The organism is Eubacterium sp. 14-2 (assembly GCF_000403845.2).
Taxonomy (GTDB): Bacteria; Bacillota; Clostridia; order Lachnospirales; family Lachnospiraceae; genus Petralouisia.
The window spans coordinates 2,110,327-2,124,820 of sequence record NZ_KE159567.1; the positions used below are offsets into that span (position 1 = coordinate 2,110,327).

Annotated in this window: 12 protein-coding genes and 1 tRNA gene; 2 read left to right on the top strand and 11 right to left on the bottom strand. The window is 46.5% G+C overall.

Annotation, left to right across the window (positions count from 1 at the left end; all coding sequences use genetic code 11):
• Positions 1-233: 233 nt before the first annotated feature.
• Positions 234-1,208: a LacI family DNA-binding transcriptional regulator gene (locus tag C805_RS16810; RefSeq protein WP_016215120.1), complete on the bottom strand. Its 975-nt coding sequence runs from the start codon at positions 1,206-1,208 to the stop codon at positions 234-236.
• Between the two features lie 336 nt (positions 1,209-1,544).
• Here C805_RS16810 and C805_RS16815 point away from each other — a divergent pair, with 336 nt between their 5' ends.
• Positions 1,545-2,906 carry a sodium-dependent transporter gene (locus tag C805_RS16815; RefSeq protein WP_196811072.1) on the top strand — a complete coding sequence of 454 codons (1,362 nt, stop codon included), beginning with the start codon at positions 1,545-1,547 and terminating at the stop codon, positions 2,904-2,906.
• Between the two features lie 204 nt (positions 2,907-3,110).
• Here C805_RS16815 and C805_RS16820 read toward each other — a convergent pair.
• Positions 3,111-3,182 (bottom strand) — tRNA-Glu (locus C805_RS16820).
• A 147-nt stretch (positions 3,183-3,329) separates the two neighbouring features.
• Positions 3,330-4,727 (bottom strand): tRNA (N(6)-L-threonylcarbamoyladenosine(37)-C(2))-methylthiotransferase MtaB, encoded by a 1,398-nt coding sequence (mtaB, locus tag C805_RS16825; protein WP_016215122.1) that lies wholly within the window; start codon positions 4,725-4,727, stop codon positions 3,330-3,332.
• 207 nt (positions 4,728-4,934) lie between these two features.
• Here mtaB and C805_RS16830 point away from each other — a divergent pair, with 207 nt between their 5' ends.
• Positions 4,935-5,165: an HPr family phosphocarrier protein gene (locus C805_RS16830; RefSeq protein ID WP_016215123.1), complete on the top strand. Its 231-nt coding sequence runs from the start codon at positions 4,935-4,937 to the stop codon at positions 5,163-5,165.
• Positions 5,166-5,290: 125 nt separating this feature from the next.
• On the opposite strand, the gene thiI is transcribed toward C805_RS16830, so the two are convergent.
• From thiI to C805_RS16870, 8 genes are read right to left on the bottom strand one after another with little or no spacing between them, the layout of a single operon-like run.
• Positions 5,291-6,469: a tRNA uracil 4-sulfurtransferase ThiI gene (gene thiI / locus C805_RS16835; protein WP_016215124.1), complete on the bottom strand. Its 1,179-nt coding sequence runs from the start codon at positions 6,467-6,469 to the stop codon at positions 5,291-5,293.
• A 22-nt stretch (positions 6,470-6,491) separates the two neighbouring features.
• On the bottom strand, positions 6,492-7,646 hold the full coding sequence (locus tag C805_RS16840; protein WP_016215125.1) for a cysteine desulfurase family protein: 1,155 nt from the start codon (positions 7,644-7,646) through the stop codon (positions 6,492-6,494).
• Between the two features lies 1 nt (position 7,647).
• Positions 7,648-8,379: an RsmE family RNA methyltransferase gene (locus tag C805_RS16845; RefSeq protein WP_016215126.1), complete on the bottom strand. Its 732-nt coding sequence runs from the start codon at positions 8,377-8,379 to the stop codon at positions 7,648-7,650.
• Between the two features lie 13 nt (positions 8,380-8,392).
• Positions 8,393-9,343, bottom strand: coding sequence for a 50S ribosomal protein L11 methyltransferase (gene prmA, locus C805_RS16850; RefSeq protein WP_016215127.1), 951 nt, complete (start codon positions 9,341-9,343; stop codon positions 8,393-8,395).
• Positions 9,344-9,387: 44 nt separating this feature from the next.
• Positions 9,388-11,691, bottom strand: coding sequence for a YhgE/Pip domain-containing protein (locus C805_RS16855; protein ID WP_016215128.1), 2,304 nt, complete (start codon positions 11,689-11,691; stop codon positions 9,388-9,390).
• Entirely contained in the window at positions 11,688-12,653 is a 966-nt protein-coding gene (locus tag C805_RS16860) for a hypothetical protein (RefSeq protein ID WP_016215129.1), read from the bottom strand. Before C805_RS16860 ends, C805_RS16855 begins: the two co-directional genes overlap by 4 nt.
• Positions 12,640-14,178: an MBOAT family O-acyltransferase gene (locus tag C805_RS16865; RefSeq protein WP_016215130.1), complete on the bottom strand. Its 1,539-nt coding sequence runs from the start codon at positions 14,176-14,178 to the stop codon at positions 12,640-12,642. The genes C805_RS16860 and C805_RS16865 overlap by 14 nt, the downstream gene beginning before the upstream one ends.
• 16 nt (positions 14,179-14,194) lie before the next feature.
• Entirely contained in the window at positions 14,195-14,422 is a 228-nt protein-coding gene (locus C805_RS16870; protein WP_016215131.1) for an acyl carrier protein, read from the bottom strand.
• Positions 14,423-14,494 lie beyond the last annotated feature (72 nt).

Sequence of the window (14,494 nt, forward strand, 5' to 3'; positions counted from 1 at the left end):
TATCAATAATATATTTTTATTTATATGAAACTATTTCATTTATTTATGGAACCCGTTCCATGTATAGATTGTAGTATACAACGAAACATTTGTCAATTATCTTTCAGCCTTTTTTCCTCTGGCAACAAAAAAAGAAGATTTTGTATTGTGCACTTTGTACAAAATCTTCTTTCTTATCTATTTTCACTAAATTTTGTTTTTGATTTTTTCACAATTTCACTAAAAAATTCCCATTATGTCGTTCCTCCGGACTGAATTTCCACGTCCAGAATCAGCCGATGGGGCACATTTTTTCGCTGTTCCACGATATCCAGCAGGGTATTTACGGAAACCTCTGCCAATAATTCTACGTTTTGCCGAATTGCAGTCAGCCGTGGATATACCATATTAGAAGGCTCAGTGGCGTCAAAACCGATTATGGAAATATCCTGGGGTATCCGCAGGCCTCTTTTCTGCGCCATGTTCAGGCAGGCGATGGCAGCCAGATCCCCTCCGAATATTCCGTCAATATCCGGATAATTATGGAATATTTCCTCCGCCATTTTATAGTGTGCATCCCAGTGAAATATATTCCATTCCATGACTTCCCTGAGAACAGTGACTCCCGTTCCCTCCATCCTCTGGATAAAAGCAAGGTACCTGTCATTTGCCATAACGTTAGGGGAAACTCCGGAAACCAGGTATATTTTCTTCCTGCCCGCCTTAAGCATCAGTTCCGCCGCCAGTTTTCCGCCCTTTGCATGATCGCAGCCTATGAGGGGAATCCGGGGGCCCAGATCCCGGTCAATGGAAACAATGGGTTTAACCTGTTTGCGGTACTCTTCCACTTCCAGTCCATGGGAGGCTGTGATAATCCCGTCCACGATGTTCCGCCCTAACATATCCAGGTATTCCTGTTCCCGTCTGCTGATTCCTACTGTATTGCAGATCATGGTTTTGTAGCCCTGCTCATATAATTCCATTTCAATATATTTCACCAGGGAAGCAAAAAAAGGGTGATTCAGATCCGGTACAATCACTCCTACAATTCCCGTTTTGTTATGGTAAAGATTTCTTGCCAGTTCATTTGGTGTATAATTCAGCTTTCTGGCTGCTTTTTCAATTTTTTTCCTTGTCTCGGATGAAACATAACCGGAACCGTTCAGGGCACGGGATACGGTTCCCACTCCTACTCCTGCTTCCTGTGCTACTTCTCTGATACTCGCCATTTTATTTCCTCATTATGCAGTGTTTTTGGCAAATTCTATCTATGCCGTTTTATTATTGTTTTAATACATTTTCATAAAAAAGTCAACGTGCTTCCCGGAAATGTCTGCAATTTTAACGGAGAGAGCAAAAATTTATTTCCATTTTTATTCATTTATGCTATAATAGGTAACATTATTGTTTCATTCCTGCAGACAATATGCAGGATGATTATAAGTGAAATTCAGGCGACGTAACAGCTTTTGTACCGCGTACCTTTTTGAAACCTGAATTTTTCTGAAAATATTATGGAAGGAGAAAATGGCTGCAGACACTGTTTCTGCAGTCGATACAGAATAATGGAAAGAGAAAAATTAGGTTCCCGTCTTGGATTTATTTTACTGTCCGCAGGATGTGCAATCGGAATCGGCAACGTATGGAGGTTTCCTTATGTGGCCGGCATGTACGGAGGAGGTATCTTCGTCCTTTTCTATCTGTTTTTCCTGATTGTCATGGGCGTTCCGGTTATGACCATGGAATTTGCCGTAGGCCGGGCCAGCAGGAAAAGCATTGTCAGAAGTTTTCAGGAACTGGAAAAACCAGGGCACAAATGGCATCTGAACGGTTATCTTGGCATGGCCGGCAACTATCTTCTGATGATGTTTTACACCACGGTAACAGGATGGATGCTTTATTACTTCTATCAGATGCTCACCGGTAAATTTCATGGTAAGGATGCCGGACAGGTGGAACAGATGTTTCAGGATATGCTCTCCAGTCCCCGGATTCTGGCATCTGCCATGATTATCATTGTGGCCGCCGGCATTTTCATCTGTTCCAGAGGTTTGCAGAAAGGTGTGGAGAAAATCACCAAAGTTATGATGAGTATGCTGCTTGCCATTATCATTCTTCTGGCAGTACATAGCTGTACACTGGAAAACAGTCTGGAAGGGCTGAAATTCTATCTGCTGCCGGATTTACAGCGAATGAGGGAAGTGGGCGTATGGGAAACCATTACCGCAGCCATGAATCAGGCATTTTTCACCCTTAGCCTTGGAATCGGCGCCATGGGAATTTTCGGCAGCTATATTGACAAAAGCCACCGGCTCCTGAGCGAATCTGTCAATATTGCCATCCTGGACACTTTCGTGGCTCTTGTTTCCGGCCTGATTATTTTTCCCGCCTGTTTTGCTTTCGGTATCAGTCCGGATATGGGACCAAAACTGATTTTTGTCACCCTGCCCAATGTATTTAACGGAATGGCCGGCGGACGTGTCTGGGGCACGCTGTTTTTCGTCTTCATGACCTTTGCTGCTTTCTCCACCATACTGGCCGTGTTTGAAAATATCATTTCCTGTGGTATGGATCTGTTTCACTGGAGCAGAAAAAAGTCCTGTCTGATCAACCTTGGGGCTATTATCCTTTTATCTCTGCCCTGTGTATTCGGCTATAACCTGTGGTCTGCTTTGCAGCCTCTTGGAGAAGGCAGTACCGTTCTGGATCTGGAGGACTTTCTGGTAAGCAACCTGATACTGCCCATCGGTTCTCTCTGCTACCTTCTGTTCTGTGTGGCACGGTTCGGCTGGGGCTTTGAAAATTACAGAGCGGAGGCCAATACAGGCAACGGCATGAAGCTGCCTGCATGGATCCGTCCTTATCTGACCTTTATCCTGCCTGTATTAATACTGTTTCTGATTGTGAAAGGGCTCCTGGGAAATTAACAGGGCCATCCGTCCGGCAGGTCCGGGAGGAAACTTCACCTGTTATGACGCGGCTGTCATTTATCTGTACGAAATGCCGAAAGTGCCTGTTTTCAGGCATTTCCGGCATTTTGTCTATTCTGAAAAGACAAAAAAATACTGCAAACCACATAAAATTAAGGTTTCCAGTATTTTTTCGGGTTGGGCTATTCAATTATAGCTTAACAGCTCGTAGGGGAATCGAACCCCTGTTTCCGCCGTGAGAGGGCGGCGTCTTGACCGCTTGACCAACGAGCCATACTTTGACTTTGTTCTCCAAAACTCAACAAATTCATTATACATACAATGCACCAGAAAGTCAAGCACTTTTTTCAATTTTTTTAAATTTCTCCACAGGCTGTATGATGTACCCATTCATGCGGGAAACATCTCAACTGCTAAAACTTACTCTCCTTCCGTAAGTTCTGCCAGCAGCACATCCTCCGTCAGCACTGACACAGCTCTGGCCTTCACCAGTTTATTTTCCAGATTCCACTCTGCTTCGTCCGGCAGCTGAACCGCAGCTTTCACATATTCCTCTGTGTGTCCCAGAAAATATCTTTTCCCCTCCACAGATATTTCTTCTTCCATGAGAATTTCCAGCTCCCGTCCCTGATACCAGTCCAGAAACTCCCGGTTCATCCGGGACAGATCTGTAAAAAGCACATCGCTTCGCCCGGCTTTCACCTGCTCCGGGATCTGATGTTCCATTCTGGCCGCAGGAGTTCCCTCTCTGCGGGAATATCGGAAAATATGAATCTCAAAAAATCCGATTTTCTGTAAAAATTTTCGCGTGATTTCAAATTCTTCGTCTGTTTCTCCTGGAAACCCAACAATTACATCTGTGGTAACAGCAGGATGTGTAAAATACTTCCGCAGCAGTCTGCACCCTTCTTCGTACTCTGCACAGGTATATTTCCGGTTCATTCGCTTTAAAGTGGCATCACAGCCGCTCTGCAGCGACAGATGGAAATGGGGGCAGAGCTTCGGCAGTTCTGACAGCTTCCGGACAAATTCTTCTGTCACAATTTTCGGCTCCAGAGATCCCAGACGAATTCGGTCAATTCCATGTATCTCATGGACTTTCTGAATCAAGGTCAGCAGACTGACTTCTTCCTTTGCCGAAGAGTCCGGCTGCCTCTGGTCTGTTCCATAGGAACTCAGATGGATGCCTGTCAGCACCACCTCCCGGTATCCGTTGGCGGCGAGAGATTCCACTTCCCGGAGGACATTTTCCAGGTTCCTGCTTCTCACTCTTCCTCTCGCATAGGGGATAATGCAGTAACTGCAGAACTGATTACAGCCATCCTGTACTTTTACAAAGGCTCTTGTGTGCTCTCCGGCCCAGTTTACGCCAGACTCCTCGTAAATCCTTTCTTCTGCAATGTTTTCCACCAGAACGCAGGAGGATTCTTTTTCCTCCTGTGCGGGCTGTGTCTCTTTTTTCTGTTTTTCCCTTTCTGAAAAAAAACGCTCCAGCAAACCTGCCAGTTCATGTTTTCTGTTATTTCCTATCAGAATATCAATGGCTTCATCCTCCTGGGCATGTTCTTTTGAGGTCTGTACATAACAGCCTGCCGCCACCACCACGCTGTCCGGGTTCCTTTTTCTGGCACGGTGAAGCATCTGCCTGGATTTCCGGTCTGCCATATTTGTAACGGAACAGGTATTGATTACATAAACGTCTGCCGGCTCCTCGAAAGGAACAATCTCATATCCGGCTTCTGTAAGAATCCGGCGCATGCTTTCCGTTTCATACGCATTTACTTTACATCCCAGATTGTGCAACGCTGCTTTTCTCATATTACAAACCCTTTCTTTTTCTCTCTGCTGACAGGCCTCTCTCAAGGGCAAATTGCCGAAAAACCTGTTGCATTTATTTGTGAAATTGGTTATGGTACCATTGACTTTTTTCATGAAAGACGGTAGTATAATAGAAAATATTTCAAATAATTACCTGTATTTACCGGATATGATCCCTGGGGCAGGTATTATAAAGGAGGTTCTTACATGAAAACAGTACAGATTTCTTTAAATTCCATTGATAAGGTGAAATCTTTCGTAAATGCCATTTCTCAGTTTGAGTTCGATTTCGATCTGATTTCCGGAAGATATGTGATTGATGCAAAATCTATTATGGGTATTTTCAGCCTTGACCTTTCCAAGCCCATTGACCTGGCAATCCATGCAGAGTCAGAAGTAGATGAGATTATGGAAGCCTTAAAGCCATATCTGGTTTAATCTGAGATACACCGGTGTCCCCCATGAATCCATGGGGGTTTTTATGTGGGAATTTCCCCTTTTCCAGAAGAAGTGCCCCATCCGGTGTGTCAGAATAACCTGTCCCGTTCTCTTCACAGCAACAATCATTCTGCTATAATCGTCTCCGCTGTCTCAATGGCAGTCTGTACCATTTCATCAATCTTTTCTTTCAGATGAGTTTCCGAACGCCTGATTACTTTCAGACTGGGTTTTGTAACCGGATGTTTTGCCACAAAAATCGTACAGCAGTCTTCATAAGGCAGAACCGACGTCTCATAAGTGCCGATTTTCTCTGAAACGGCAATAATCTCCTGTTTGTCAAATCCAATCAACGGGCGGTACACCGGAAATCTGCAAACTTCGTCTGTGGCCGCCAGAGACTGCATGGTCTGACTTGCCACCTGCCCGATACTCTCTCCAGTAATCAACCCCAGGGAACCTGTTTCTTCCGCAAAATGCTCTGCAATCCGCATCATATAGCGGCGCATGATAATCGTCAGCTCCTCATGGGGACACTGCTCATAAATATACATCTGGATATCTGTAAAATTCACCACTTTCAGATAAATGGGCCCCGCATATTTCGCCACAATTCTGGCCAGATCCACCACTTTCTGTTTTGCACGTTCACTGGTATAAGGCGGTGCATGAAAATAAACAGCGTCAATTTTTACTCCGCGTTTTGCAATCATGTACCCTGCCACAGGACTGTCGATTCCTCCGGACAGCAGCAGCATACCCTTGCCGTTGGTACCCACGGGCATTCCTCCCGGCCCCGGCAGCACTTCTGAATAGAGATTGATTTTTTTTCGGATTTCAATATTCACCAGAATATCCGGATGGTGTACATCCACCTTCATTTCCGGAAAGGCCTCAAGGATCCGTTCGCCCAGCAATGCATTTGCCTCCATGGAACACAGCGGATAATTTTTTCTTGCCCGGCGGGTGTGTACCTTAAACGTCATATGTTTATCGGGATAACGGTGATCCAGATAAGAAATCACATCCTCTGCCAGCTTTTCAAATCCCTCATCTTCCACAATCACCACAGGGCAGATCCCCACAATCCCAAACACACACTTAAGATGCTCCAGTGTTTCCTGGTAATCATACTCCCCCAGTGCTTCCACATAAATCCGTCCCTGTTCTCTGGTTATGGAAAATTCTCCTTCCACCGGTTTCAGCGCATATTTTATCTGCTGTACCAGGGCGGCCTCGAACAGATGGCGGTTTTTTCCCTTAATGCCGATTTCTCCGTATTTTATTAAAAATGCTTTAAACATGTATTCCTCCCATCCCGGTTTTCTAATGTCTGGTGTATTTCCGGAGCATGGGAACCAGACTCTTTAAAACATCCAGGCATTCGTCCACCTCGTTTATTGTATTCTCTCCGCTGAAACTGATTCGTATGGTAGAATCCAGGTATTCCCGTTTTACGTGAATGGCCTGCAGGGTACCGCTGGGGGCTGGTTTGTTGGATGCGCAGGCACTTCCGGCAGATACATAAATCCCTTTTTCTTCCAGTCCATGAAGAAGCACCTCGCTGCGCACACCGTCCACGCTGAGACTGATAATATGAGGGGCGCTGTCCCGTCCGGTTCTTCCGTTCACATGGGCCCACTCCAGTCCCTCCAGTCCTGCCAGAAATCTCTCTTTCAGCTGATACATATACTCCTGTTTTTCTGACAGCATTTCACAGGCTTCCTGGGCAGCCTGCCCAAGTCCCGCGATTCCAGGTACGTTTTCTGTCCCGGAGCGCATATTCTTCTGCTGTCCTCCACCGTAAATCACCGGCTTTATTCTGGTTTTTTCCCGGACATACAAAAAACCCACGCCTTTTGGCCCGTGAATTTTATGGCCGCTGACTGACATCAGATCAATGCCCTGTCTGCCTGGATAAATCAGATATTTTCCATAAGCCTGAATGGCGTCCACATGAAACAGCGTTTCCGGATTCTTTCTGTGAATCACCCTGGCTGCCTCCTCTACAGGCTCCACAGCTCCAATCTCATTGTTGACATACATCACAGACACCAGAATGGTTTCCGGCCGGATGGCCTGCTCCAGTTCTTCCGGAGATATCAGCCCGTCCCGGTCCACTTTCAGTCTGGTAACGGTAAACCCCTGTTCTTCCAGGAATTTCATGGGAGCAGATACTGCCGGATGTTCCACCTCCGTGGTAATCAGATGCATCCCTCTGCGTCTGTTTGCCATGGCCGCACCCAAAATAGCCAGATTATTGGATTCTGTTCCGCCGGAAGTAAAAATCAGTTCTGATTCCTTACATTTCAGCGTCCTGCAGATCTGTTCCCTGGCTTTCCGAATCTGATTTTCCCCCTCCATTCCTTTTGTATGAAGAGAGGAAGGGTTGCCGTAATCCTCCGACAATGCCTGAATAATCCGTGCTTTTGCCCCGTCAGAACAGCGGGTGGTGGCCGCATTATCAAAATATGCTCCCATCTTAATCCTCCATTTCATAAACCAGCATGGCAAGAACTGCCATTCCGGCTGTCTCCGTACGCAGTATGCGGTTTCCCAGAGAAATAATCTCCATATCATCCTTTACCATCTCAATCTCTCCGGAAGCAAACCCGCCCTCCGGCCCGATAAAGATTCCGATGGACGCCCCCTTTTCGAGATTTCCAAGCACCTTCCTGGTATGGGCCATCCCCCGCTCCTGTTCATAGGGAAGAAGACGGACATTCATGGTGCGGACATATTCTGCCGCCTCTTCAAAGGTGTGTACCGGTCCCACCCTGGGAATGATACTTCGTTTTGACTGCTTTGCCGCACTTTCTGCAATGGCCTGCCAGCGGATACATTTATTTTCCGCCCGCTTTTTATCCAGCTTCACCACACAGTTACGCATGGCCACCGGAATGATTTCACTGACCCCCAGCTCCACAGCCTTCTGAATCACCAGCTCCATCTTATCTCCCTTGGGCAGCGCCTGAAACAGGGTGATTTTCACCGGAGGCTCCGTGCCCTCACAGGACTTTAAAATTTTAAGGGTAATCTTTTCCCCGTCTGCCTGAGAAATCTCGCAGAGAACATCTCTGCCCTGCTGGTCACTGATCCGCATCTGTTCCCCCGGTTTCATGCGAAGTACATTCCGAATATGGTTCACATCGCTTCCTGTTACAAAGGCTTCTTTTTCTCCGATCTGCTCCGGTGCTACAAAAAACTGAAACATAGTTCTCTCCTGTCTACCTGTTTTCAGCAGTAATGCTGACCCACTCTCCCTGACGGGTCACTTCCAGAATGGTCAGTCCTGCATTTTGAATGGCGTCTTTTACTGCTTCTTCCTTAAAGTCAATAATACCGCTGGTAATATAAATCCCGCCCTTTTTCAGATGATGGGGGATTACCGGCGTCAGGGGAATAATCACATCTGCCAGAATATTGGCAGCCACAATATCATACTCCTGTCCAACCTGTTCCTGCAATGTGCTGTCCTCTATGAGATTTCCCTGCAAAAACCGGCTGTTTTCTTCCGGCAGGCGATTGAGATACCGATTATCCAGGGAAGCCTGTATGCATATGGGGTCAATATCCGTCCCGGTCACATGGGACGCTCCCAGTTTCAGACAGACCAAGGAGAGAATACCGCTTCCGCAGCCCACATCCAGCACCCGGTCCCCCTCTTTCAGATGACGGCACAGCTGTCTGATACAGAGCTGAGTAGTCTCATGTTTTCCTGTTCCAAAAGAGGTGCCCGGATCTATCTCAATCAGAATGTGGCCGTCTGCATATTCCGGCAAGGGCTCCCAGGTGGGTTTAATCAGAATATTTTCAATGGTAAAGGCCTTAAAATACTGTTTCCAGTTATTAATCCAGTCTTTGTCTTCTGTCTCTCCCTGGGCAATGGTTCCCTCCCCAATTTCCACAAACAGACGCAGGGATTCCAGTTCTTCCTTTATCTGCTCTAACAGAGGCCCATGTTCCTGTCCGGTCTCCAGAAAAAAACTTACCTGTGCCTTTCCGTCATCCGGCGGCAGTTCCGGAAGAATGTCAATATACATTTTTTCCTTATCTTCCGCTGACAAAGGGATATTGTCTTCAATCTGCACCCCTTCCACTCCCAGGTCAGCCAGCATACTGCTGACAAAATCCTCTGCCTGGGTGGTGGTCTGAATGGTGTATTTTTCCCATTTCATATAAACTCCTCCATGTCTGACTTTCCATAATCTCCGTGTCTTTCTCACATAATTCCCGTGTCTTCCAGATGTTCTTCAAAAAAGTTATTCAGCTTAATCAGCGGTGTGCGGAATACCGTACCGAACAGGAAGAAAATGGGGAAATATACAAACAGTTTCAGCAGGCTGACGATATAAGTATTCCCATAAAATCCCGCAATGGCTTCCCGCATGGCGTTCATCCCATGGGTAAACGGCAGAAACGGATTGATTTTATTGAAAAAACCAGGTGTGACTTCAATGGGAAAGGTTCCGCCTGCTCCCGCCACCTGCAGCACCAGCAGGACTACTGCGACAGCTTTTCCCACATCCCCGAAAGTAATGGTCAGGGTATAAATCACATTGGAAAATACAATACCTGCCACAACTCCCACAAAAATATACAGTCCGGGATGGAGACACTGAATTTTCAGCCAGTACAGGTCTCCCAGACAGATAATCACACTCTGCAAAATCGCAAATATCATGAAAATAAGATAACGTCCCATGTACAGTTCAAAAGGCCTGTATTTGCTGACTGCCAGAGTTTCATCATCCTTTGCCTTGCATTTCAGAATGGAAACCAGCACCAGTCCGCCTACCCACATGGCAAGTATGGAATAAAAAGGCGACAGTGCAGAGCCGTAATTGGCAATAGGATAAACCTTCTCCGTGTTCAGCTCTACCGGAGAGGACAGAAAACTGCCGATAGCTTCCGGCGTATTGTCGTATTCGTCCAGATCCACTCCAAATTTTTCCAGAAGGAATTCTTTCAGACTGTCTACCAGGCTCTTTTCAGATCCTTCCTGGACTTTCTTAAGTACCTCTTTCACATTTTCCAGACTGGTGATTCCGGAGGAAACCAGTTCTTTGGAGCTTTTCAGCACTTCTGCCACAGAATCCATGGAGCTGCCCAGAGAATCCATGGCAGTACCCGCACTTTTTATGGTGTTATCCGCTATGGGCGCCAGAGATTTTACAGAAGCCAGTTCTGAGCGGATAGCCGCCAGCTTTCCATTCATATCTGACACAATGCCTTCCATTTCTCCGCGCACCAGATTCCGATACCCCTCCAGGGCAGTATGCATGGCATTTGCAGCCTCATTCAGCTCATCCCGAAGCTGCCTTACAGACTCGGATGCGTCCTTGTCCTCATTCAGGAGCTGAATGGCCCGGTCAATGGAAGATTCCGCTTTTGTCAGAGAGGTATTGGCCTCTTCCAGTTTTCCCACCAGCTCCTTTACCCCCTGCAGGCTGTATAACAGGGAATTCCCCTTCAAAATATCAATCAGTCCGCTGTTAATATTTTTGATTCCTGCAATCTGATTTTTCATGGCTGACAAAGCTGCCAGCGCTGACTGAGAATCCTCGTCCAGATTTTTTTCCAGAACTTCCAGCCGGCTGATGAGATTATCCAGATTGTTGTTTACCCCATCCAAAACCGTGTCATACACGCCGGGAGTTGCGCCGGAAATATGTTCCAGCGACTCACTTTTCCGGAAATCCTCCTGACTGTCCCTGAGCTCCGACAAACTTTCATCCGTAATCTGAATGGTGGTTCTTAAGGACTCCACCAGGCTGTCCAGGGCTTCTGAAGTCTCGCCGAAAGCATCAATGGTCCCCACCAGGCTGTCAATGGATACATTCAGGTTCTTCATGGTCTCTATGGCATGTTCCACCGACAGAATATTATCGGACAAAGACACATTTTCAAAGAGCTTTTCGTCTATTTTCCCTTCAGCCTCAGAAACGCCTTCCGCAATCTTCATCATTGTTTCACCCATCACGGTCACAACCTGGGAAATAAAAGTCTCGTTCACCTGCTGCTGAATAGCACCGGCTCCTTTGTCCGTAATTTTCGGCGCAATGGCATTCTTTTTTTCATTGACATAATACTCAATCTGAGGCCTTGTGATATCTTTCCTGAGCACACTGGTCATATCCTGACTGAAATCCTCCGGTATCACCACCGCAGCGTAGTATTTGCCGCTCTTTACCCCGGCCACAGCCTCATCCTGATCTGTAAACTTCCACCCGATCTGATCATTTCCCGTCAGACTTTCAATAATGCTGTCGCCAATATTCAGCTCCATACCCTGAACAGTGGTTCCTTCGTCCACACTTGCCACCGCCACTGCCAGGTTATTGGTACTTCCATAAGGGTCCCAGCTTGCCCTGATATTAAACCAGGCGTACAGTGAAGGCAGAATCAATACGCCCACTGCCACAATGGCTGCTATGGGATTGGTAAATATTTTTTTTAAATCATGTACCATAATCCCCAGAATTTTTCTGATACTTTCCTTTATTACATCTGCTGCTTTTTTCATAAAATATCCTCCACCAACTGTACACTGAATGCCTCGGCCTGCCCCGCACTCATGTGTCCTTCATAATCCGTAAAAGCATCCAGACTGTCATCAAAATTCTCAATTCTGGTTCCAGGGCGGTTGTAATTCCAGTAATCAATCCCCATCTGTTCCAGATATTCCGTAAAAAAGGTATCTGCCTCCTGAAAATTTTCCCCATATTTATCCAGGGCTGCTCCAGGAACCGGAGTAGTCAGAACCACCAGACGGATTCCCTTTTTCTTACAGAAATCTGCCATTTTTTCAAAATACCGAAAAGAATCTTCGTTTCGCTCCTCTTCATTCCAGAGTACCAGATTATCTTCCGGCTTCTCTCCCGGTATGGGACGGTTGCGCATAAATCCGTCCATATAACCATATCCGTCCAGCTGAAAAACTGCCTCTTCATGATCTCGGTATTCCCTGCTTTGTTTAAGGGACACAATTTTCTTCACATCCCGAAACTGCCCCCGATAATAGAACCAGGGGAACAGAACTGCCCGGAAATCCAGCTTCCACTCCTTGGCCAGCAGGTACTCTGCCTTTACCAAAGACCAGGGCATTTCATAATAAATACGGTTAAAATCCCCTCTCTGTCCTTCCGGCGTACACCAGTAGCCAAAATCCAGTTCATACACTACGGTTTTCGGCACACTTTTTTCACAGACCATTTTCAGCAGATAATATGCATCTCTTGGGTACTCCCCTCCCATACACAGATTAATGGCTTTCTCTCCGCTCTGCTCCTCCACAATTTTGGGACTGATTCCGTTCAGCCCATGGGAAGTTCCTAAAAACACCGTGTCATGGGCCTGGCTGACCCCTTTATGAATCATGAAATTCACATAGCTGGCCGGTATCAGGATATAATTCAGTCCCAGATTTACCGCCAGCAGAAGCAGAACCACTGCTGCCGGTATTCTGATTTTCCTAAAACTGTGCATAGATAAATCCTCCTGCCTCTCCGGAAGGCTGTCCCAGCGCCGGCAACGCCAGAATCAGACACAGATAAACTGCAGACTTTACCAGCCAGTGCTGTTTCTCAAAAATTTCCGGCAGCTTCCTTCCCTGTTCCTCCAGCAGACTTACAGCAAACACCAGAAGGCATCCGCCCAGAATCACCACAAGGGTTATTATGGTATAAGTAGTCCCGCTGGCCTCCCCAATCTCAATGCCTGGATCCAGAATCTGGCGCAGATCAAAACGAGTCAGTGTATTTTTCATCATGAGCAGAGCGGAGGGCACATCTGTCGCCCGGTCAAAAAACCAGCTGATATTTACCAGAATAAATGTCCTTGCTATCTGAAACAGATGAAATCCCCTGCTGTCTCCGGATATATGAAGGGCCTGCTTCCATTTCCGGTAAGAAGGGGCCATCAGGCCGCTGAAAGCAATAATCAGTCCGTTGTAAAGTCCATATATGATGAATTTCCAGGCTGCGCCATGCCAGATTCCCACTACCAGAAACACGATGATATTGGCAAGACAGATGGGAAGGGTACGCCCGGTCTGTTTTCCGAATGTTTTCCTGGCAAATCCGGAAAACCCTTTCATCCAGCCGGACAGAGACACAGGGTAAAATACATAGTCTTTCATCCAGGTTCCAAGGGTAATGTGCCAGCGGTGCCAGAAATCCGTAATGGAAACTGCAAAATAGGGACGACAGAAATTTTCATCCAGTTTTATGCCGAACAGTTCCCCGATTCCGATTACCACATCCATACCGCCGGAAAAATCACAGTAAAGCTGTATGCTGTATGCCAGCACGCCCACCACGCCAAGCCCGTCAAAAATATCCGGGTGGTCAAAAATGGCATCGACAAAAATCACCGCATTGTCCGCAATCACCATTTTCTTAAAATATCCCCATAAAATCCGCAGCGCCGCCTGCTCCGTACGCTTCCGGTCAAAAGAATGGCTCTCATACAGCTGAGTGCTCAGACTGCTGAATCTGCCGATAGGCCCCTGCAGAATCTGGGGAAAAAATGATACAAACAAAGCAAAACGGAACAGATTATGTTCCGCTTTCGTCCTGCCCCAATATATGTCCAGAATATACCCCATGGACTGAAAGGTATAAAAGGATATTCCAAGAGGCAGCAAAAGCTGCATCATGTCAAGTTCCGCACCGGCCAGATGATTGACGGTGTCAATGGCAAAATTTGTATATTTCAATACTCCCAGGATTCCAAAATTCAGAATCAGGGCACATGCCACAATCTGCCTCATTTTCTGTTTTGCTTTTTTCCGGTCCTTTTCCTGCCCGGAAACCTTTTCCATTCCGATGCCGGCCAGCCAGGAAGTCACTGTGGTAAACAGCAGAAAACAGGCAGCCCGGATTCCTCCGCTGATATAATAAACGTAACTGAATCCCAGCAGCCACATCCACTGGTATTTACGGGGTATCAGATAATACCCCGCCGCGGAAAAAAGCACAAACACCGTAAATTCCATAGAAATCAATGACATAGAACTGCCTCCGCTCCTATTCGTCCTGCAGTCTCTCTACCATGGCCCACAGTGCTCTGGCAGAATTAAAATTTTCCGGTATAATGTCTGCGGGAGTAATGGAAATTCCAAACTCCTCCTGCAGCTCACTTACAATTGATAAAATTGCAAAGGAGTCCAGAACTCCGTCATCAATGAGTGTTTCACAGGTGTCAAAATCTGCATCCGGCTGAATGTCTTCTAAAATTTCCAGTAATTTTTCCATATTTTCTTCCTTTCCTGTTGTCATACATTAAGATAATGCCTGTAACCTGACGGTTGCAATTATCCTTACCAT